Genomic DNA, 21123 nt, shown 5'->3' with positions numbered 1-21123 from the left:
ACCGGAAACCATACCACGTCAACAGGTTGCCACAATTCGGCCAATAAAGAAAAGGGAAGACGCAACGTCTAAGGCCGGTGGAATATCGGAGGCAGGGCTTGTTTCTATCACCCTCGCCGACTCGCCAATCGCATCAACCCATGCAAATTTGTTGTCGTAATCCACTCAAGTGATGCAGCATGGGACATCCGAAATTGGGGCCAAGCCGCAGCAGCGCCTGCCGTACAAACAATAGAGTGACTACTGACTTGAGGACTCATCAGGCCACTTTTTCTGCACCTGTGGAGATATCCCTTCAAGAAAACCAGGAGATGGAATTTTCTCGAGGCGCAATGCCTCTTGCAGACGAGTGAACAACACTTCGAGGTGAGCATGGATCTGCCGGCGGACCCAGCCGGAAAAGGTGGGGGCATTGGCAGCCATTTCTGCGAGTTTCCATTATTTCACGGGCGCGGTGGGAAGTTCGCCAATGGCTTTCAGTTTTTCTCGCAGGATGTCGCGACTATGGGCCAGCATGCTGACCACGCGAATAGCCTTTTTCCCTTTAACGGCCCCCGGTTTTGCCACAAACAATGGGCAGCCTTCAACCACAACCTCCAGCCCCTCTTCTCTGGGATGCTCGGTCATGATGACATCTCCTACTGCCAAGTGAGCGAGATCACGCGCAGTTAACGTGGTGTGAGCCAGATTGACCACCAGATTCACGCCAGCTTTTGACAGGCCGCTTTCCAGAATCACGCGCTGCCGGTTATCAAGCCCTTTCTTCTGATAGGCCGACCATGAATCTGCGGAAAGCTTGCCGGAAAGAGGTTCAATCGTATTGAACGGGATACACAGATTCATGATCCCGCGAACTTCCCCCATCGTGATTTCAAAGCTCACCAGCACAATCACTTCGTTGGGAGGCACAATCTGAACGAGTTGAGGATTACTTTCGATCTGAGTCACTCTCAGGCCCAGGCTGCAGACATTATGCCATGCGTTTTCCAACCCTTGAGTGACAAGGGTGGTGATCCGGGAGACCAGTTGCAGCTCAATTTCAGTCAAAGGCCGGCTCGGAATACTCGGAATGCTTTCCTTCCCACCGCCCAGCAATCGATCCACAATCGGGAAAATGATTGAGGGGCTGAGGTCGAGGATCAAATGACCTTCCAGCCCCTTGGATTCCAGCAGATTGAAGCAGGTCGGGTTTTCCAGGCTGAAGACGAATTCGCTATAGGTCAGTTGATCCACGCTGATCAGCTTGACTTCAACAATCGCGCGAAGCATCCCTGAAAGGGCTGCCCCAAACTCCCGACTGAATCCCTCATGCAGCGCCTGAAAAGCCCGCATCTGTTCTTTGCTGACACGTTCGGGACGCTTGAAATCATAAACACTGATTTGCGGGCCGTTTTCCCGACGGCGCACCGGTGATTGTGTCGCGGGGATCGGCGCAGCGGTGGATTTCCCGGGAGCTGTTGTACGAGGAGCCGGGTCAAGAGCGGCCAGAAGTGTTTCCACTTCAGACTGGCTGAGAACATCGCCCATGAGAAACTCTCACTTCCTTGTGGAGACAACTTGGGAATCGGGGGCTGTGTTGGTAGCCATTTGTCGCAGATAGTTTGTGTTTCAAGCCGCTGGTTTTATTGGTATCTCACGACGATCTCTCGGAATCAGCCTCGGATCTGGCCATTTCCCTGAACAATATATTTATAACTGGTGAGTTCCCGCAGCCCACAGGGGCCGCGCGCATGGAACTTGTCGGTGCTGATCCCGATTTCCGCGCCTAAACCCAATTCTCCCCCATCATTGAATCGCGTGCTGGCATTCACAACGACAGCCGCAGAATCGATCTGTGTGATGAAAGTTTGAGCCTGAGCATAATTACTGGTGACAATCGACTCCGTGTGGTGCGAGCCGTGACTTTCGATGTGCTCAATGGCTTCATCAATGGAGTCAACAACTTTGCAGGAAATGATCATGTCGAGATATTCAGTGCGGTAATCCGTGGCGGTGGCAGCTTTCGCGTGAGGGAGGGCTGCACAAGTGCGGGGGCAACCCCGAACCTCCAGCTTTCGGCGAGACATCAATTCTTCCAGCTTAGGGAAGAACATTGCAGCGGCTTCTGAATGAATGAGCACGCATTCAGCCGCATTGCAAACCCCCGTTCGCTGGCATTTGCTGTTTTCCAGAATGCTGGCAGCCATGTCGATGTCAGCGGAGGCGTCGATATAGACGTGACAGATGCCGTCATAATGCTTGAGTACGGGCATGGTGGCATCTGCCACTACTCGCTCGATCAATGATTTTCCGCCACGAGGGATGACGACATCAATCAGTGTGTTGAGCTTCAGCAATTCGCCCACAACATCACGGTCAGTAGTGTTCACCAATTGGACAATTGACGTGGGGAGTCCCGCTTCTGCCATTGCCAGTTGAACGATTTCGCCCAGCTTCGTATTTGAGTTCAAAGCTTCTTTGCCGCCGCGAAGAATGACGGCATTCCCGCTTTTCAGGCACAAGGCCGCTGCGTCGGTGGTGACATTGGGACGCGATTCATAGATAAAAAGAACCACTCCCAAGGGAACGCGGACTCGCTGAACGCGCAGGCCATTCGGGCGAATTGAGCCGTCGATGACTTCCCCCACGGGATCAGGCAGAGCGGCCACTTCTTCGACCGCTTTGGCCATCGACTCAATACGTTCGGGAGTCAATCGCAACCGGTCGATGGCAGCGGTGTTCAGGCCCAATGAAGGAGCCGCCGCCACGTCCTGCTCATTCGCTTCCAGCAGCGCCGCTTGATGGCGACGAAGCATGTGAGCGATCGCCAGGACGCCATGCGTCTTCCGGGCTGGCGAAACGCTTCGCAAAGCCATCGAAGCGGCTCGTCCTTTTTCACCCAACTCGTTGGCATATGCTTGCCAGGACATGAAACTCATTCCTCAGAAACGATGAGAGAAAAAACACCTGAAAAAACCGGTCGAGCTTGTTTGAAAATGCCAAAGGCTTCGTCAGATTCAGCCATATCAGAGGTTTTGTGAGGGGTGATAAAGTCACCGGCCAGACGGATCGCAAACGACAAAAAAAGCGACAATTGGAGAGATTGAGAGGCGTCATCAGAGGTACATCTGCTCCTGAATCATCACCCAAATCGTGAAATCGGTCAATTCCTTGCCAGAAACGTCACAGCAGGTTGTGAAAAAGCCCAACATCTGACGGGATGTCGGGCTTTGCTGTCTGCATTTAGCTGTGTGCATTAAATTAATGGAAATGACTCTCGAGGAAGCCAAAAGTTCGCGGCATCTTCAAGAGAAGTTGTCAGCTACTCAATTTCTTCGATCTGAGTGACTTCATAGTTGAGTGTGCCACTGGGCACCAGGACTGCGACCTTCTCACCCACTTTTTTCCCCAGCAGAGCGCTGGCGAGAGGACTGGTGGTCAGAATCTTCATGACATCGCTCATGTAATCTTCTTCGCCCGGGCCGACGAATTCATACATTTCGACATCGCCGTCATCGGTATTTTTGACCGTCACACGGGTGCCAAACGCCACGACGCCCTTGGGAAGCGACGATTTGTCGATGATGTAGCAGCCAGCCAACTTGGACTTCAGGGAATTGATGCGGGCCTGCATACGCCCCTGCTCTTCTCTCTGGCCATGATATTCGGCGTTTTCTTTGAGATCACCTTCAGCGCGTGCCTCAGCAATGGCTTCCGCGATCTTGGGCATCTCGTCGTGCTCCAGCTTTCGGATTTCCTCCTTCAGCTTGTCGTAACCTTCACGCGAGATCGGTTGCAATTCCATCGCAGACTCCAGCATGCGCCAGCACCAGGACGCATTTTCAAGGCATTTTCAGTAAGTAAGCATAATGACTTCATCGAGTCAGCATGCAGACAGGCTTCACCAGAAATGAAAAAGGCAGGACAGTTGTTAAGCTGCCCGCCTTCGTTCTGCATAGGATAACGTCCAAAGAACCGAATTTCCACCCGCCTGAACACATAGTGAACAAACGCATGGCGCGAATGGTTCAGGAACAACTCAGCAGCATCCTGTTTTCATGACACACAGGCCATCTTTCAGGATGCGCAGTTCCTCTCAAAACACGTCTTCAGTTTTTGTCAGCCTGGCACAATCACATCATCGCTAATGTCTCAGACGGTTTTCCAGGCTCTTTCTTTGGCACTGGACAAGACGGCGTCACAAACTTTCTGGGTCTCTAAAGCATCCCGGAAAGTCGGTGGACAGGGCTTACCTTCCTCCAGAGCCTTGAGGAAGTCGGCGACCTGATGAATGAATGTGTGTTCATATCCAATTTGCAAGCCCGGAACCCACCAGTTCTTCATATATGGCTGATCACCATCAGAAACGTGAACCGAACGCCAACCGCGAACGATCCCTTCATCGCTGTGATCAAACCATTGCAGGCGATGGAGATCGTGAAGATCCCATTTCAGTGAGGCGTTTTCACCATTGACTTCGAGGGTGTAGAGCGCTTTATGGCCACGGGCGTAGCGGGTTGATTCAAACAGGCCCAGCGATCCATTTTTGAAATGACAGAAGAAGGTGCAGGCATCGTCGATACTGACTTTTTCAATCTGACCAGTCAGAGTGTGCTTGCGTTCCTTGATGAAGGTTTCCGTCATGGCGCTGACATCAGTGATCGATCCATTCAGCCAGAGAGCGGTATCGATACAGTGAGCCAGCAAGTCACCTGTCACACCTGAACCAGCGGCAGCAGCATCCAGACGCCAGAGAGCAGCCCCCCCTTGAGGCAGATCTGCCGAGATTGTCCAGTCTTGCAGGAAGTTGGCACGATAATGGAAAATGCGGCCCAGCTTGCCACTATCAATCAGTTGCTTGGCCAGTGTGACGGCTGGAGCACGGCGGTAGTTGTACCAAACGGTATTAGGAACACCGGCTTTTTCAATGGCGGCGACCATTTCTTCGCCTTCTTTGGTGTCCATTGAAAGCGGCTTTTCACAAAGAACCATCTTGCCATTGGCAGCAGCAGCGAGAGCAATCTCTTTGTGCAGGTTGTTTGGCGTGCAGATATCAATGGCGTCGATATCCTTGCGCTCGACCAGCTTGCGCCAGTCGGTCTCAACGGACTCATAACCCCACTGATCCGCAAAATCCTGTGCCTTGTCAGCGTCTCGGGCACAAATGGCCTTAAGAACAGGCTTATATTTCAGTGGGAAGAAGTGATTAACCTGAGAGTAGGCGTTTGAATGGGTGCGGCCCATAAAGCCATAACCAACCATGCCGATATTCAGTGTTTTCATTGTGGCATTCATCTGAGAGGTCAAAATCAGGATGCCGGCCGACATCTGGCCGAACCCGGGAGTGAATGAGATAATAACTAAGGACTGATGCGTTCGCTGCGCCGCGGCAATGATTCCCAAGGAAGATGATCTCAAGGCGATTGTTGATGCGTTGGTGAAAGAAGTTTGTCAAACTTGCTGAAGGCCGTGAGTCGGTCAGTCGCTGAGGTAACCAAGTCGTAGACAACGACCTGGCGACATTTGGTCTTAGTGGGCGGGAGATTGATCAACTTGAGACGGAAACGCTGTTCATGACGACTGAATCGCGATGGATCTGGCCGTTTGAACTCAAAGAGAAGCTTGGCGAAGGAGGTATGGGGGTCGTTTATCGAGCCCGATACGTCGGCAACGATCGCGAAGTGGCGCTGAAGTTATTGCCAGACGAAGTCGCCACGAACCCCACGATCCTGGCCCGTTTTGAACGCGAGATGGAAGTTCTCAAGCAATTGAGGCATCCCAATATCGTGCATTGCTTTGGAGGTGTCTGCAAAACCAAAGAACGCTTCTACGCGATGGAATTGGTCGAGGGAGGGAACCTAGCGGAAGAGTTGCAGAAGAAGGGCCGGTTTTCCTGGGATCGGGTGATCGACCTGGGTTTACAGATGGCCGCCGGACTGGGATATGCCCATGAACAAGGCGTGATTCATCGCGATGTCAAACCAGCCAACTTCCTTCTGAACCGGCAGGGACAGCTTAAGCTCGCCGACTTTGGACTGGCGACAATCAGTTCAGGGCAAAAGATCACCAAAGCGGGAAAGACGGTTGGCACGTTTTTCTATATGGCTCCTGAGCAAATCCGTGGGAAGCCTCCGATTTCGCCCCGGACAGATCTCTATGCGCTGGGCTGTGTGCTCTATGAATTATTAACAGGGCATCCTCCTTTTATGGGTGAACACCCTGCCGAAACCTTGCAGAAACATGTCGATGCGCCCGTGCCTCATGTGGCCACCGAGATGCTCGACTGCCCCCCCGCTCTTGATGCGCTGATTACCGATCTTCTCGCCAAGAATCCTGATGCCCGGCCTGCCAGTGCCGAAATGGTTGCCTATCGGTTGGAGGCGATTGCGCTTCCTTCACGCGGGATGTCTTCACCGCAGTCGATTGATCATCAGTCGGTCACGCCTTCTGCCGAGAATTTTTTCCTCCGGATGGCGCAGGGAAGCAAATCCGCCACTCCCAAGTACAAAGGGGTGCAATCTTCAGTCAGAGTGGATTCGGATGAAGAGGTCGCTCAAACTTCATCGGGAACAACCCCCGCACAGCCTGCCGTCATTTTGGCACTTCTTCTTGTGTCGATCTTGTTGGTGGAATCTCTTTTGGGGCAGTGGGCCACGTCGGCCCAGATCTCTCGTATCGAAGGGGTCTGGCGTGAGCGGCTGACGGGAAGCGATGGCAGTGCCCGGCAGCAGGCTGTGGCCACATTGCTGGAATTCGATCATTTAAGTAATACGACAACGAAAGCTGCCGGTGAGTTGTTTGAACGCCCGGAAGCCGAAGCCCGCCTGGCTGGTTTACAATTACTGTCAAAGCCCTGGGCACAATCTCAGTCATTTACTGAGAAGGCCATTCGCTTGCAAAAGGGCGATCCAGAGCAGGAGGTTCGGTATCAGGCGGGGCAGTTCGCCGAGGCCCTGAAGAAACCTCTCCCAGAAAAATCAACATGGTTCTGGATGCGATTGATGTTCTGGCTGACGATCTGTGGAGGGGCTTATCTCGCTCTCAACGGTGGGTTGCCCTCACGAAAACGTCAAGAATAAGCCCAATAGATTTTGCAGAGGTTGGGGTAGCGCAGGAAGGCCGGTTGTTGCGGGATGGCGTACTCAGTTCTGCTGGCGTTCCTCACGGTCAAGCTCCATCAGGCGGCGATCAGCATCGAAGAGAGGGACAGGGAGTGATGCAGCCGCTTGAAAGGCCGCGGCGCTGTCAATATCTTCGCGACGCGTCGCGATTCCGCGAAAGACCGGCAACCCTTTTTTAGTGGCAAGAATTTCCCGTCGCGTGCGGCCGCGCGGTGCATCAGGCCAGAGTCCCGGCAGCGCATGCAGCGAAAAGAATGTGGGGACAACACTCTCCATGTACTTCCAATAAGCGGGATGGTCTGTTTGCAGGATGAGTTCACCGCCTGGCATCAGCGATCGATGAGCCATGGCGAGGAACTCCGGGGTGACCAAGCGTTTGCCAATCAGCCGGGGATCGTAATAGGGTTGTGGATGGTAGACGCAGATTTTTGCCACTGAACCAGGCGCAATATATTGCTCCAGCAGTTCCTTTCCGCTAATTACAGCGAATCGGGTATGATCTAGTCCCCGCTGATTGGCTCGCCGAGTGGCATATCGAATCACGACTGGCAGGACATCGATACCTAGATAGCAGAATTGCGGTTGGACAACCGCATGCCAGAGCGTGCTGCGCCCATTGCCGCACCCCAGATCAAGAACAACTCCCTGGCGACTCGAAAGAGAGTGGCCAAAAATTTCTTGCCAGTCCAGCGGCCCCGCAGGCGGCAGTTGTTTGATTGCAGTCTTGACCCATTGTTCAGGTGCAAGAATTTCTCCAGGAATTGGCACGCCAAATTCGCGTTCGATACGACGGGTTTTCTCCGGCTTGGGCGATTTTTCGACGATCTTGGGTGACGTGTGTTTGCTGGTTTCTGGCGAGGTGGGGAAATCGTCGGGCAAGTTCGAGGCTGACTCTGGCATGTTGATTCAAGAACCTCTCTCAGGACAGACCACACCACGTTCAAGGGCAGCGTTGAAGACTCGGCCCTGCCATAATTACTTGAGCATCCCCAACGATTTTTGGTGATGGTATCGAATGAAAGCCGGTTCTGCTGGTGAATGGACGGGGATGAGAGGTGGCAGAATGGAGTTTCTTCAAAGAATCCCATGGGGAAGGAGTTGGTTCAAGGTGCTGTAAAGGATAAGGTGACGTGTCTGTCTGGCTGCAAGAATCTGCCATTACCACATTGAGCGTATTCTACCACGAGGGACTTTCATGGCTGGTTTCTATCGATTGACCGATCATCGGCTTGAGTCTCATAGCCGTTGTCCCTGGACAAGACTGGCCTTACTGTTGGTGTTGGGACTGACAAGCGGGATTGTCTTGGCCGTTGAACCGCCCGCAGCGGGTGCAGTGGCGGATCCCGTGAAGCCGGCTACTCAGCCTGCCACCCCGGTTGCTCCCAAGCTTTCTTCCAGTGAGCGATGGAAAAAAGACATTGACGCCTTCAATAAGGACAACGCGATGAACCCCTCGCGGAAAGGTGGCATTGTTTTCAGTGGTAGCTCAACGATTCGGATGTGGAAACTCAAGAACTCGTTTCCTGATTTTGCCGCCATTAATCGTGGCTTTGGCGGTTCGCGTTTTGATGACTTGATTGCCAATGCCGAACGAATCATCAAGCCCTTAGAACCCGCCGTGCTAGTGATTTATTCTGGTGACAATGATATCGCAGCCAAGCAGAGTTCTGATGAAGTCTTTAACAACTTCGAGACTTTTCACCAGTGGGTTCGCCGTGAATTGCCGAAGACTCAGGTGGTGGTGCTGGGGATCAAGCCCAGCATCAAGCGTTGGGCGATGATCGAAACGATTCGTGAGACAAACAGCCGGATCGCTCAACTCTGCGCGAAAGATCCGCTATCGACTTACATTGATACCGAGACGGTGATGCTGGGCGAAGATGGCCGACCTGAAGCGAAGCTGTTTGTGGCAGATGGCCTGCATATGAGTGAAGAAGGTTATCGCCGTTGGGCCAGCCTGTTGCAGCCATATCTGGAACATCTGGCACCTCCTGCTGTTCGTCCCGAGTAATCTCTGAACACTTCTCGTGGAGCTTCTATTCTGATTTGACAGGTTGAGCAGTAGGTGATGAGCAGGCCAGCGAGCCTGCGGACAAATTCAACAACCTGTCAGGGCAGAGTGGTCGTACCACTAGTCATGTTGTGCGTAGTGAGTGTGTAAGGTTTGAGGTTCTCGCTTGTATTCCCCGCAAGTCGGTCGTTCTCCGTTGATGTTCTGAAACATCGTTAAGAGGCTATTGGCGATGATTTTGCCCACTGACATCGGTTGCGACTGATGTGAGTGGGTGAGCACTGCGATGAAATTAGCAAGTGAGAATTTAGTGACAGGCCATTCACCGTTGAAATCAGGGGCGTCGCCAGAAACGTCAGTGTCACCATTGCCCGACAGCCACGAATCATTGCACGACCCTGACCCCCAGATTGTGGTGGCGGTTCCTTCGCTGGAAGGCGAAGTTCCGATGCTCAACCCGGTCTCTCAACATGAGATGGCTGACGCAGACCGGACAGGGGCGACCATCAAGCCGGAAACACCGGCAAATGTCGCTGAAGAGGATCTTCGGCAGCACTCCACCTTGAAGTATGCTTTTGTTCTGGGATCGTTAACGGCCATCGGCGCGTTTGGCATTGATACCTACCTGCCCGCGTTTCAGATCATTGCTGAAAAGCTACATACCGATGAAGGGCGCGTGCAGCAAAGTTTAGTGAGCTATTTTATCGCTCTGGCGATCGGTCAATTAATCTATGGGCCTCTGTCAGATCGCTATGGGCGCCGAAAGCCGCTAATTGTGGGCTTCGTCTTATTTATTGCAGGATCAATCGCTGCCGCCTGCTCCACCACCATTGAGATGTTGATTATCACCCGCTTTTTTCAGGGTCTGGGAGCCTGCGCGGGAATGGTGGTTCCTCGTGCCATTGTGCGAGATTTAAGAGGTGGCGAGGCCGCTGCCCGTCTCTTTTCGCTGATGCTGCTGGTCTTGGGCGTCTCACCGATTCTGGCTCCACTGGTCGGGAGCATTATGCTGCATTATTTGCCCTGGGAGGCTGATTTCTGGTTCCTGGCTCTGGTTGGCCTGTTCTGCCTGGGGCTAATTTTATTCGCTCTGGACGAAACCCTTCCTGAATCGAAGCGTGTTAAAGGGAGCCTGCTGAGTACGGCTAGTAACTATCTGATTGTGATGCGAGACCTCCGTTTTCTCGTCACCGTCCTTGTGGGCGGTTTTTCTCAAGCCGTGGTCTTTACTTATGTCACAGGTTCGCCCTTTATCTATACGACACTCAATCAGATTTCTCCGACGTCCTATAGCCTGTTCTTTTCTCTCAATGGGCTGGGTTTAATTACTTTTGCGCAGTTCAACGTCTGGTTAATCCGTCGGATTGGAGCGCTGGCTCTGATTCGCTACGCAGCCATGATTCAAGCCGGGGCGTCGACCTTCATGCTGATCTGTGTGCTTTGCGGCATGACTGATGTCTGGATGTTTGCGGTATCGCTCTTCTGCTGTATTGGCGTGGCGGGACTGGTGGGGCCAGCCACCGGCATGCTGGCGCTGGAGCCTTATGCCCGCATGGCTGGTGCAGCTTCCGCCGTGATGGGAGCCATCCAATTCACCTGTGGTGCGCTTTCCAGCGGGGTGCTGAGTGCCTCGTTCAATGAGACAGCAGTTCCGTTTGCAATCGTCATGTTTGGAAGCGCCCTGGCAGGTTACCTCTGCGCTTGCCTGCTATTGCTCTGGAAGCCAGCGACCTGATCATGGTGGACCGCAACCGCAAATCTGAGATTGCGAAATTACCCAACGGCGCGTCAATTTGCCCAAGGTCAGACCGGTCGCGATAAGAACCATAGACAATTGCCAAAAAAAATGGCTGAGAGATATCAACTCAAGCAGCCATCCCTAAACACAGTCACGATACGGCACTAAAATTCACTCACAGGATTCCCGTCTGCCTTGTCTCCCAGGTTTTGCCAGGTTTGCAGGTTGATATTGTCACTAACAAAGCGAATTGAACCATCCGCCAGCAAAGCATGCACTCCACCGGTATGGGAGCTTCTGGCAGAAAATCCTCCTCCTCCAGAAAAGTTTGTGCAGTCATAGATGCCATTATCAGGCGAGGTTCGATTGAAGTTTGGTGTCCGTGCACACGAGAAGTACCAGGTACTCCATTCCCCAAAAAACCACGAATATCCTCGGTTATTGCTTGTTGAATCCGGAGCTGTTGCTTTTGCTGTATTACACAGGCTTTCATTACCTGCGTTACCGTAAATGCGTGTCCCCACCCGACATTCCGAAGCCAGCAACGTATTTGAAGAGCCATCCACAATTTCGCTCATGCGTGTATGGCTATTGGAAGAAAATACACCTCTCTGGCTTCCATTGTTTTGTACCACCGCTGACCAATAGCCATCGGGAGTGACTGAGTTTCCTGTCAGTGGTGTCGAATTACCGCCATCTCCACGAACATTGTCAGCACGGCCAACACTGACCATGTAGTTGAGTGGTGAATAAGCCGCTTGCGGACGAGTCCCTGGATCACTCGGACACCTGTAGCCGGGGATATCGACGCCAACAACAGTTGACAGATTTGTACCTTGATTTGAAGGATGTAGATTGAAATTGATTTTGTTGTAAAGCGGTGCCTGATCAATATAGGGCAGGATTCTGGCAGCCCAACTGATGCGGCTGCTGCCGTAAACTTGAATATTATTGATATTCCCATAGAGAGAACCAATGGGAAATGTTCCATAAGTGTCCAGGTAGTTGTGCATGGCCAACCCGATTTGCTTCAGGTTATTGCGGCATTGAGTCCTGCGAGCTGATTCTCGTGCTTGCTGGACAGCCGGCAACAAGAGGGCGATCAAAATAGCAATAATAGCAATCACGACCAGCAATTCGATCAGTGTGAACGCATGGCGGCGCCAGGGGCGGGAAACGGGATTCATCAGTTGCTCCATAGAAAAATGGAAAAAAGAGACAGGAGAGAAAAGACAATTTATTTTTTAAGATCAAAGTTGATCTCATTTTTCCCCAATTTAATTTCAGCTTTCTCTTGTGAAGCTTCATTATATTTTTTGGGTATGTATTGAACTTCTTCGGCAGACTTTTGGCCTTCAACGGTCAGAATACGCCCTGTCTTACGGGCGGCAATAATCTGGACGGCGTTTAATCCCACAGTCGGCCCGGACGATACCGAAGATTGATACCTCCCCTGTTCGATCATGACTTGAACAGGTGGCCCAACGACACCAGGCTCTGGAATGAACAGGATCATGCCGGCTTCGATCGGCTTGCCGTCAAACGTCACAGTTCCTTCCACAGACGCACGGACAACGTCGCTTCCAGAACAACCTGAGAGTGCCATCATCAGCACTGCTAATAAAAAGTATCGAGGACAACCCATCGGGCACGTTGTAGGAGAGTTCCGACGCTTCATCGAACATTCCACTGGTTTTTGAAAGGCTGTCTGCAGATGTGCTTAGACCATGAATGGCTGCTGATATGTATGCACTCTGATGCTACTGCTGCGACAGTTCGTTTGTCGAGCGAACTTTATGGATTCGCACCATGATGAGTGCAATGAATGAAGACGCATTAATTTTCACTTGGGCCAGGCGCAGTGCCGTGCCCAAGCCAGCCGGTGCCGATTTGTTCGGTGCATTCGTGGCGCAGACCATATTTTTCTTTTTTTGATCCCTTCAAAACACATGAAGGAGATCCTGCAATAGCTGCAAGACCTCCTTCATGTGGAAGATCACTGAGAGACCGGCACAGCGAAGATATCAGCACAGTGAATCGCTGCCGCCTCAACGGTTGGTAAACCGCTTAGAATTCACCTGTGACTTCGCCGCCAGACTTCGTTCCCAAGGCGCCCCAAATGCCATACGGGCTGGCGCCGCTCGGGTTGCCTGAAGTAGGGCCGGTTCCCAGATTTCCTGTGTCGATATTCTCGCTAATGAAGCGAACAGCGCCATCAGTCATCAAGGCATGCACCCCGCCCGTATGCCGACTGGAGGGTGGAATGATCACGGTGCTGGAGTCAGCATAAGGGTCAGCACCTTCAGCGCACCCGCCGCTGTTGGGAGGAAGAATCGTGCTGAACCCAGCCCGCTCCATTTGTCCATCTGTCCAGCGCGTTCCCGACCTCCCTTTGACGGTGAGGCTTGTATTCGTGAAAAAACTGCCAGATGCTAACGGGCGGCAGATTAAAGGAGAGGCCGCAATTCCTGTCTGCCCCATGGCAATGTACTGAAGAACGGATTGTGATCCGTTTGCGGTTCCAGAAGTATCCTGTCGGCATCGCTCAGACATGGCGATGGTATTGCTGGTTCCGTCAGTCACGTCACGAACACCATTGCAGCGGTTCCAGGCAAACAGACCGCGCACGTCAGTCAACCCATTCACATTATTCACGCTGTCTCCGGCACTGAAGACATAGTTGTGGTTGCTTTCTGACGTGGAAAAACTGTCTGAAGGACACAACAAGCCAGGAATTGTCACATTCCATACCGACCAGCCATCCCAGGCATGTGGCCCGCCGGGAGCAATTGCCAAACCCAGGTTGTTGGTTGTTGTGGAGTCTCCCGCTTCAATCTTGTTGTACAAAGGTGCTTGATCAAAGTAGGGCAGCAGGCTTACCAAGCCGCTTCTTCGTCCTGAATTTTGGCGAGGCGTGGCATTTGAGGCCCCTGTTCCGCCTTTGCGAAATACAAACATCCCAAACACATCGTGATAATTGTGTAACGCCAAGCCTAACTGCTTGAGGTTGTTGCGGCATTGTGTCCGACGTGCTGCTTCTCGGGCCTGCTGAACGGCGGGCAACAGTAAGGCGATCAAAATCGCGATAATGGCAATCACGACCAGCAATTCAATGAGAGTAAAACCTCGGCGTCGTAAATTCATAAGTGTTCCCACTGATCTGATCAGTTCGCTTTTCATGATAAGATATGGTGTGAAATAACTATTTGATAATAAAACACACTTACACATCAAAGAGATTTCACCTGACAATGTGAATAATAACCCACAAATCAGTCAACGACAAGTGCCTTTTTCACAGGAAATCGACGTAAAACATTCTCTTGAAATAGGTTACAGCTTTGTAATCTTCTCGGTTCTGCGAGAGTTTCTGTTGAGTTGTGAAACTCGATGTGGCGAAAAATGATTCTCCTGTCAGATTTTCGTCGCAGACAAATGGCGTAAAGTCATCATCAATAATGACTTACAAATCTTCAACACAAAGATGACCCTCAATCAAATCATTTTCTGATACGCGGGACAGGGAAAACCAGGTGTCGGTAGAAGCGTTCCCCATAAAACATGGCTCACCCCGACGGCAGAAAACCCGTTGCCGTGAAGAGAAAAAGGGGCATCTTCCTCTCAACCTGAGGTCGCGCGTTGACCTCACTGAGAGCTGGGCGTGTTAACCGAACGTCCTGCGCCGTTTTAAGTTCGGTGGAAACTGCGGCAGCCGTGCTGACAAGACGTTTCCTTCGGTATAAGCGGAGAAGTCAATTTGGCACCCCCGCAGAAAACTTCATGGTGAATGCTCTGCCGTGTCGTAATAATAGTGCGTCTACCATCGATAGGTGGAGCCAGCTCTGCCTGATGAAATTGATTGCCAATCACCATGGTTTAATTGCCGTGGGCTCGCCTTGGGAAAGTTCCCGCCATGCAGATTCGGAGCGTCCGTGCCCTCCGCGGACCGAATATCTGGTCTCGCCAACCTTGTCTCGAAGCGCTCGTCGATCTAGGCCCGCTGAAGGATCTGTCGTCAGAACTTTTGCCCGGTTTTAACGACCGGCTCATGGGCTGGCTTCCAGGCATGATCGAACACCGATGCAGTATCGGTGAGCGCGGCGGCTTTTTCGTCCGCCTGCGCCGCGGGACTTATCTCGCCCATATTCTGGAACATGTCACTCTGGAGTTGCAGACGCTGGCAGGGACAACTGTGGGGTTTGGCCGAGCCAGAGAGACCTCCGAAGAGGGGGTTTACAAGGTCGCTATCCGCTATGCCGAAGAGTCTGTGGGACGGGCGGCGTTAGAAGTCGCTCATCGGCTGTGTCTGGCTGCGGTTTATGATCTCCCGTTTGACTTGCCTTCTGAAGTGACCAGGTTGCGGGAACTGGTGGACCGGGTGTGCCTTGGCCCCAGCACACAAGCCATTGTTTCAGCAGCTCAGGCCCGCAATATCCCGATTCGGCGGCTGAATACCGGCAGCCTCGTGCAACTGGGGCAAGGCATTCGTCAGCGCCGGATCTGGACAGCAGAAACCGACAGCACCAGTGCCATCGCAGAATCGATCGCGCAGGACAAAGACCTGACCAAATCGATGCTGCGTTCGGCGGGAGTTCCTGTCCCCGAAGGCCGCGAAGTCATGAATCCCGACGATGCCTGGGAGGCATCTCAGGAGATCGATGGCCCGGTGGTCGTGAAGCCCATCGACGCCAATCATGGGCGTGGCGTGTGCATGAATCTTGAAACGGAAGAAGAGATTCGTCAGGCCTTTGGCGTCGCTTCTTGTGAAGGGAGCGGGGTTCTGGTGGAGCGTTTTGCTCCCGGCTCTGAACACCGCCTGCTTGTCGTAGGTAATCGTCTGGTCGCCGCTTCAAGGGGAGATGCCGCCAAGATTGAAGGTGATGGCACACACACTGTTGCGGAACTGATCCAACTGCAGGTCAACAGTGATCCAAGGCGGGGTGACGATGAGATTTTCCCGCTGAGCACAGTGCTGCTGGATGACCAGGTCGTGCTTCTGGAGCTGAAAAAGCAGGGCTACACCCCTGAGGCCATTCCTCCGCTGGGAGAAATTGTGATCGTCCGTCGCAATGACAATCTGTCAATCGATGCCACGGACGAAGTTCATCCGGTGAATGCAGAACATGCCGTTTTGGCGGCAAAAGTCGTGGGACTGGATATTGCCGGGGTTGATATCGTGGCCGAGGATATTTCCCGGCCGTTAGAAGAACAGGGCGGCGCGATTGTCGAAGTCAATGCTGGCCCTGGCCTGCTGATGCACTTGCGGCCAGCCGTTGGCAAACCCCGTCCCGTTGGAGAAGCGATTGTCGAGCAGATGTTTCCGGCGGGAATGAACGGCCGGATTCCATTGGTTTGCGTCACTGGGGTCAACGGCAAGACCACCACCACTCGTCTCATCTCCATGATTCTCAGGCAGTCAGGGCTGAAAGTCGGTACCGCGACCAGCGACGGCATTGTGGTCGATGATCGTTCCATCGAACTGGGGGATTGTGCCGGGCCTAAAAGTGCGCGGGCGGTGCTTCTGAATCCCACGGTGGAGGCGGCTGTTCTGGAAGCGGGCCGGGGTGGGATCCTGCGAGAAGGACTGGGGTTCGATAAATGTGATGTCGCCGTGGTGACGAACCTTTCCGAGCCTGATCATCTGGGTGACTATGATATTCAGTCTGTTGAGAAAATGTATTCAGTGAAGCGGACGCCTGTTGATGTGGTGATGCCTGGCGGTTTTGCCGTACTGAATGCTGCCGATCCCTGGGTCGCCAAGATGGCCAGTCTGTCGGCAGGCGGAGTCATTTTCTTTTGTCTTGATGAACGGAATCCGGTGCTCACCCAGCATCGTGGAGAAGGAAAGAAGGTCGTCTTCGTTCGTGATGGCTCCATCATGGTAGGTGATGGCGGATTAGAATCTCGCATCGTCAAACTGGCGGATGTCCCCTGTACACACGGAGGGCGAATTCTCTTTCAAGTCGAGAATGTCTTAGCCGCCACGGCTGCGGCATGGGGCCTGAAAATCCCCTTCACCACGATTTCGGCGGGGTTACAGCTATTTCAGGGAAATCTGTCCGATGATCCGGGGCGCTTTCACGTGTTCCATCTGGATGGACGCACTGTCGTCGTGACCGATGCTCGTAATCCAGCGGCCTTGAAAGCCACGCTGGACTCGCTGGCATCGTTTCCGTCGGCTCGAAAATTCGCAGTCTATGCGGCTGAAGACGACCGCCTTCCCTCTGAAGTGATCAGCCAGGGCTACATGTTGGCGGAAAGCTTTCAGAAAGTTTTCTTATACGAATTACCTCGGTCGGCTGGTGGCCAGGGAGATTCCCCCAGGGATTTGCTGGCTCGGTCAATCAGTGAATATAACGAAACTCCAGTCGGTAAAAACACTTGCGTTGAAAGTTGCCACAGCTGGACAGAGGCCGTTGATATCGCTTGGCACGAGTTTTGCCAGAATGATCTGTTATTGATTCAAGCTGCCTCGCCACTGGTTTTAACGGTTCGGAAACTTCAGCAGCTCTTGGGGCTGGAACTTGTTCAGAGATAGGTGGACATAAACACAACGACACACTTACGTCAGAAAATGAAACGTATCGGAAATCTGGAAGGGGGAGGCGACACAGAATCTCAAGGAATTTCTGAAGAATGAAATTACCTGACTTGCGTAACTTCCCATCAGCAGATTTCAATTGCTATCGATCAGTTGAATGTCGAAGACAAGTTCATGTGAGTTTCGGTTTTGAACCGGCGGTTTTGTATGAGCACTCCAAAGTTGATCATGAAGTCGACAAACAGCTGGGGCGTCTGTCAGAGCGAAATTGATGTTTCGCAAAACGGACGGCACCCTGCTGTCGGATTGACGACAGTTTTGAAGAGTCTGCTGAGAGACCTCATAAGCAGATGAGCATTGTTGAGAAAGATTTTTATGTTGTTACTGCCAGAGCCTTTCGGGCTTTTGCAACCAACCTGAAAATTGACTCTCTCTGTAGTAACAACCTTGATTTTGCATCTGGAAAAATACTCAGCCACCAGCAGCAGGACTGGGGCGAGGCGGCAGGATGTCGCCTGATCACGGAATCTGGCTTTTTTGTATGAGGGTGACCGGATAGCTCCTGAAGCGATTCAATCACCGGAGACTGGCCTGTGCCTTATCTCCTCTGGATTCCCCGTGATTTGCCGCGACACTGAAAAGGATGACGTATGGAGTTGGCGAATGTCCGCGCTTTGCGTGGGCCGAATGTCTGGTCGCAATCGACCATCATTGAAGCCACTTTGGATCTGCGCTCGGTGACCATGCAATTCCCCCTGGAACTCGCTAAGTTTCGGGGACGACTGGTGCAGCTCTTTCCCGTTTTGGCAAATGACGACGACGCTGAGGTTCTCGCAGATGCCCAGCAGGAGCGTTCCTCGCTTCTTGGCGTTGCCGAGGCGGTTGTTCGTGCGGCGGTTGGCTTGCAGAATGCCGCTGGCTCGCCGGTATCGCTCGGCCGCGTTGTCGAATCCAAAGAGTCTGGCGTTTTCCGAATTGCCTTCGAGTACCGGGAAGAGGACGTCGGCCGCCGGGCGCTCAAAGACGCGTTGCAACTGGCTCAGCAGGCTTTGACAGCCGAGGGGCTGATCTCAGGGATTGATACCAGAGAAACTCCTGCATCATCGCAATTGGTGGAAGAAATCCGCTCGCTTGACCAGCAGATTCGGTTAGGCCCCAGCACCAACTCCATCGTTCAGGCAGCGATTGCTCGCGGGATTCCTTACCGACGCCTTAACACGAGAAGCCTCGTTCAGTTGGGTTATGGCAGCAAACAGCATCGAATCCTTGCTGCCGAAACCGATCGGACAAGTGCCGTTGCCGAAGCGATTGTCCAGGACAAAGAACTGACGAAAAATCTGCTCGAAGCGGTGGGCGTGCCTGTTCCCAAAGGTCGGCAGGCCATCAATGCGGAAGACGCCTGGGCCGCAGCTCAGGACATTGGTTTGCCCGTCGTTATTAAGCCCAAAGATGGCAATCAGGGCCGGGGTGTAGCGGTCAATCTTTCGACTCATGAACAGGTTCTCTCAGCCTTCGCCGCAGCGCGTGAGGAAGGAACTGAGATCCTTGTAGAAAAGTTCGCCCCTGGTGGTGATTACCGCCTGCTGATCATTGGTTACAAGCTGGTGGCTGCTGCCCGCCGTGAACCTCCCCAGGTGATCGGCGATGGCCGACGCACGATTCGTGAACTCGTTCGCGAAGTCAACCTTGATCCCCGTCGCGGCGAAGATCATGCCACCCCTTTAAGTAAAATCCCGATTGATGACATTGCCATTGCCGTCCTGGCGGATCAGGGACTGATTCCTGATGCTGTTCCCGCAGCTGGCCAGCAGGTTCTCTTGCGTCGTAATGCCAACCTGTCCACAGGCGGAAGTGCGGCAGATGTCACTGAGCTTGTCCATCCCGAAGTGGCGGCACGCGTGATTGATGCCGTCCGTATGGTTGGGCTGGATATTGCCGGTGTCGATGTGGTGGCGACTGATATCAGCCGACCGTTGGAACAACAGGGCGGCGTCATTGTGGAGATCAACGCCGCTCCCGGATTGCGCATGCACTTGCAGCCTTCTGCCGGTCAGCCACGCGCTGTCGGCGAAGCCATTGTCTCGTCGATGTTTCCTCCCGGCGATAATGGCCGCGTTCCCATTGTGGCTGTTACCGGAACGAACGGTAAAACGACAACCACGCGGCTCATGGCGCATATCTTCCGCCAACTGGGCAAATGCGTCGGCATGACTTGTACCGATGGCGTTTACATCGATGACCGCCGGATTGATACCGGCGATTGCAGCGGCCCGCGCAGTGCCCGTACCGTGTTGTCAAACCCCATGGTTGAAGCCGCTGTCCTGGAGACTGCCCGTGGCGGCATGCTTCGCGAAGGACTGGGCTTTGATCGTTGCGATATCGCTGTGGTGACCAATATTGGCGAAGGCGATCATCTTGGCATGGCCGGGATCGAAACCGCCGAACAATTAGGCCGCGTCAAACGGATCATTGTCGAAAATGTCTCCGCCGATGGTCATGCCGTTCTGAATGCCGAAGACCCCATCACGTTAGCCATGGCAGACTACTGCCCTGGAAAAGTGATTCTGTTTGCCAAGTCGGGCGATCATCCCGCAATCCGCGCCCACTTGTCCAGAGGGGGGAAAGCCGTCTTCACGCAGCAGAACTGGTTGATTGCAGCAGAAGGAACTTGGAGCGCCCGGGTCGCTTCGCTGGAAAACGTGCCGTTGACGTTCTCTGGCCTGATCGGGTTTCAGGTCGAAAACACGATGGCCACGCTGGCGGCTGCCTGGGGCCTGGGGATTCCTTTTGAAGTCATTCGCTCTGCCTTGGAGACTTTCAGTAGCGATATCCGCAAAGCACCGGCCCGATTCAATGTTCTGGAAGCAGCCGGTGCCACGCTCATCATCGATTACGGCCACAACTCTTCGGCACTTGTAGCGCTTCTTGAGGCCATCAATCAGCTTCCACATGGCCGCCGCCGCATTGTTTATACAGCTGCGGGAGATCGTCGTGATGAAGACATTATTCGCCAAGCGGAATTGATTGCCTCGGGTTTTGATGAAATCGTGATCTACGAAGATCAGTGCACTCGCGGGCGAGCGGACGGAGAAGTGATCCGCCTGATGCGACAAGGTCTGGCATTGGGTGGCCGACTTTCCAGCATTCTGGAGACTCGCGGCGAGATGATCGCGATTGAAATGTGCCTGAAGCGTATGGAAGTTGGCGATTTAATCCTGGTTCAGGCCGACCAGGTGGACGAGGCCATCCAGTTCGTTCAGTCGTATATCTCCAAGCTGCCTCTAGCAGTCGCTACCCAGGCCAACCCGCACCGGTCGAAAAAATCATTTGAAGAATAAAACCTGCCCCCGCGCGGGGCTTGTTGTGGCGTATGAGGGCGGGTCGTGGGCTAAAGATCCGCGGCCCCGTTGTGGCCGCTCTTGGTGTTTGGAGGGGCGGCAATGATTCACGATTAGGCTTTGCGCCGCAAAAACGAGATCCACTTCGGTTTAACACGGATCTCAAGAACTAACGGTGATATATGCGTCATGCTTACGCATTTCTCAACACGACGTTGATTTCTGAAATACGTCTGGAGCATGACTTCTGAGGAATCGCCACATCAATTGAACGAGAGCAATTCCCAATTCCACGCCCACAGATTGAGAGAAAGTGCACTTAATGTGAGGAGTGAGAAATCTTCACTCGCGTGCCAGACTGGGACTCCTAATCAGTCCCTGCTTTCCGTGCTCTT

Annotated in this window: 15 protein-coding genes; 6 read left to right on the top strand and 9 right to left on the bottom strand. The window is 53.1% G+C overall.

Translation table 11 applies throughout. The features are described from left to right. Positions 1-240 precede the first annotated feature (240 nt). From SH287x_RS02445 to SH287x_RS02425, 5 genes are all read right to left on the bottom strand, one after another. Positions 241-423: a hypothetical protein gene (locus SH287x_RS02445; protein WP_479516855.1), complete on the bottom strand. Its 183-nt coding sequence runs from the start codon at positions 421-423 to the stop codon at positions 241-243. 15 nt (positions 424-438) lie between these two features. Then, positions 439-1527 (bottom strand): flagellar motor switch protein FliM, encoded by a 1089-nt coding sequence (fliM, locus tag SH287x_RS02440; protein ID WP_479516854.1) that lies wholly within the window; start codon positions 1525-1527, stop codon positions 439-441. A 125-nt stretch (positions 1528-1652) separates the two neighbouring features. After that, positions 1653-2909, bottom strand: coding sequence for a glutamate-5-semialdehyde dehydrogenase (locus SH287x_RS02435; protein ID WP_479516853.1), 1257 nt, complete (start codon positions 2907-2909; stop codon positions 1653-1655). A 392-nt stretch (positions 2910-3301) separates the two neighbouring features. Next, positions 3302-3784, bottom strand: a complete 483-nt coding sequence (locus SH287x_RS02430; RefSeq protein WP_479518756.1) for a GreA/GreB family elongation factor — start codon at positions 3782-3784, stop codon at positions 3302-3304. 347 nt (positions 3785-4131) lie between these two features. Continuing rightward, on the bottom strand, positions 4132-5262 hold the full coding sequence (locus SH287x_RS02425; RefSeq protein WP_479516852.1) for a Gfo/Idh/MocA family protein: 1131 nt from the start codon (positions 5260-5262) through the stop codon (positions 4132-4134). A gap of 290 nt (positions 5263-5552) precedes the next feature. On the opposite strand from SH287x_RS02425, the gene SH287x_RS02420 reads away from it, so the two are divergent. After that, entirely contained in the window at positions 5553-7058 is a 1506-nt protein-coding gene (locus SH287x_RS02420) for a serine/threonine-protein kinase (protein ID WP_479516851.1), read from the top strand. A gap of 63 nt (positions 7059-7121) precedes the next feature. Here SH287x_RS02420 and trmB read toward each other — a convergent pair whose 3' ends face one another. Then, positions 7122-8000, bottom strand: a complete 879-nt coding sequence (gene trmB, locus SH287x_RS02415) for a tRNA (guanine(46)-N(7))-methyltransferase TrmB (RefSeq protein ID WP_479516850.1) — start codon at positions 7998-8000, stop codon at positions 7122-7124. 295 nt (positions 8001-8295) lie between these two features. Between trmB and SH287x_RS02410 the strand changes: the two genes are divergently transcribed. Further along, complete coding sequence (locus SH287x_RS02410) at positions 8296-9111, top strand: GDSL-type esterase/lipase family protein (protein WP_479516849.1); 816 nt, start codon at positions 8296-8298, stop codon at positions 9109-9111. Between the two features lie 358 nt (positions 9112-9469). Beyond that, the gene (locus SH287x_RS02405) at positions 9470-10846 is read left to right on the top strand and encodes a multidrug effflux MFS transporter (protein WP_479516848.1); all 1377 of its coding nucleotides are present in this window, start codon (positions 9470-9472) and stop codon (positions 10844-10846) included. Between the two features lie 167 nt (positions 10847-11013). Here the strand turns inward: SH287x_RS02405 and SH287x_RS02400 are convergent, their stop codons facing one another. From SH287x_RS02400 to SH287x_RS02390, 3 genes are all read right to left on the bottom strand, one after another. Beyond that, entirely contained in the window at positions 11014-12036 is a 1023-nt protein-coding gene (locus SH287x_RS02400; protein ID WP_479516847.1) for a DUF1559 domain-containing protein, read from the bottom strand. Between the two features lie 50 nt (positions 12037-12086). After that, positions 12087-12398 (bottom strand): hypothetical protein, encoded by a 312-nt coding sequence (locus SH287x_RS02395; RefSeq protein ID WP_479516846.1) that lies wholly within the window; start codon positions 12396-12398, stop codon positions 12087-12089. Between the two features lie 518 nt (positions 12399-12916). Continuing rightward, on the bottom strand, positions 12917-13993 hold the full coding sequence (locus SH287x_RS02390) for a DUF1559 domain-containing protein (RefSeq protein WP_479516845.1): 1077 nt from the start codon (positions 13991-13993) through the stop codon (positions 12917-12919). A gap of 769 nt (positions 13994-14762) precedes the next feature. Between SH287x_RS02390 and cphA (SH287x_RS02385) the strand changes: the two genes are divergently transcribed. From cphA (SH287x_RS02385) to cphA (SH287x_RS02375), 3 genes are all read left to right on the top strand, one after another. Continuing rightward, positions 14763-17387, top strand: coding sequence for a cyanophycin synthetase (gene cphA / locus SH287x_RS02385; protein WP_479516844.1), 2625 nt, complete (start codon positions 14763-14765; stop codon positions 17385-17387). 353 nt (positions 17388-17740) lie between these two features. After that, complete coding sequence (locus tag SH287x_RS02380) at positions 17741-17935, top strand: hypothetical protein (RefSeq protein WP_479516843.1); 195 nt, start codon at positions 17741-17743, stop codon at positions 17933-17935. A gap of 105 nt (positions 17936-18040) precedes the next feature. Next, entirely contained in the window at positions 18041-20728 is a 2688-nt protein-coding gene (cphA, locus tag SH287x_RS02375) for a cyanophycin synthetase (RefSeq protein WP_479516842.1), read from the top strand. Positions 20729-21123 lie beyond the last annotated feature (395 nt).

Source organism: Planctopirus sp. SH287 (assembly GCF_056500625.1).
This window is presented reverse-complemented; position numbering and strand designations above follow the sequence as displayed.

Coding starts and splice junctions, on each gene's coding strand:
- SH287x_RS02425 (WP_479516852.1), bottom strand. CDS start 5,262: ATGAAAACACTGAATATCGGCATGGTTGGTTATGGCTTTATGGGCCGC.
- cphA (WP_479516842.1), top strand. CDS start 18,041: ATGGAGTTGGCGAATGTCCGCGCTTTGCGTGGGCCGAATGTCTGGTCG.
- SH287x_RS02390 (WP_479516845.1), bottom strand. CDS start 13,993: ATGAATTTACGACGCCGAGGTTTTACTCTCATTGAATTGCTGGTCGTG.
- SH287x_RS02435 (WP_479516853.1), bottom strand. CDS start 2,909: ATGTCCTGGCAAGCATATGCCAACGAGTTGGGTGAAAAAGGACGAGCC.
- fliM (WP_479516854.1), bottom strand. CDS start 1,527: ATGGGCGATGTTCTCAGCCAGTCTGAAGTGGAAACACTTCTGGCCGCT.
- SH287x_RS02430 (WP_479518756.1), bottom strand. CDS start 3,784: ATGGAATTGCAACCGATCTCGCGTGAAGGTTACGACAAGCTGAAGGAG.
- SH287x_RS02410 (WP_479516849.1), top strand. CDS start 8,296: ATGGCTGGTTTCTATCGATTGACCGATCATCGGCTTGAGTCTCATAGC.
- trmB (WP_479516850.1), bottom strand. CDS start 8,000: ATGCCAGAGTCAGCCTCGAACTTGCCCGACGATTTCCCCACCTCGCCA.
- cphA (WP_479516844.1), top strand. CDS start 14,763: ATGCAGATTCGGAGCGTCCGTGCCCTCCGCGGACCGAATATCTGGTCT.
- SH287x_RS02380 (WP_479516843.1), top strand. CDS start 17,741: ATGAGCATTGTTGAGAAAGATTTTTATGTTGTTACTGCCAGAGCCTTT.
- SH287x_RS02445 (WP_479516855.1), bottom strand. CDS start 423: ATGGCTGCCAATGCCCCCACCTTTTCCGGCTGGGTCCGCCGGCAGATC.
- SH287x_RS02420 (WP_479516851.1), top strand. CDS start 5,553: ATGACGACTGAATCGCGATGGATCTGGCCGTTTGAACTCAAAGAGAAG.
- SH287x_RS02400 (WP_479516847.1), bottom strand. CDS start 12,036: ATGAATCCCGTTTCCCGCCCCTGGCGCCGCCATGCGTTCACACTGATC.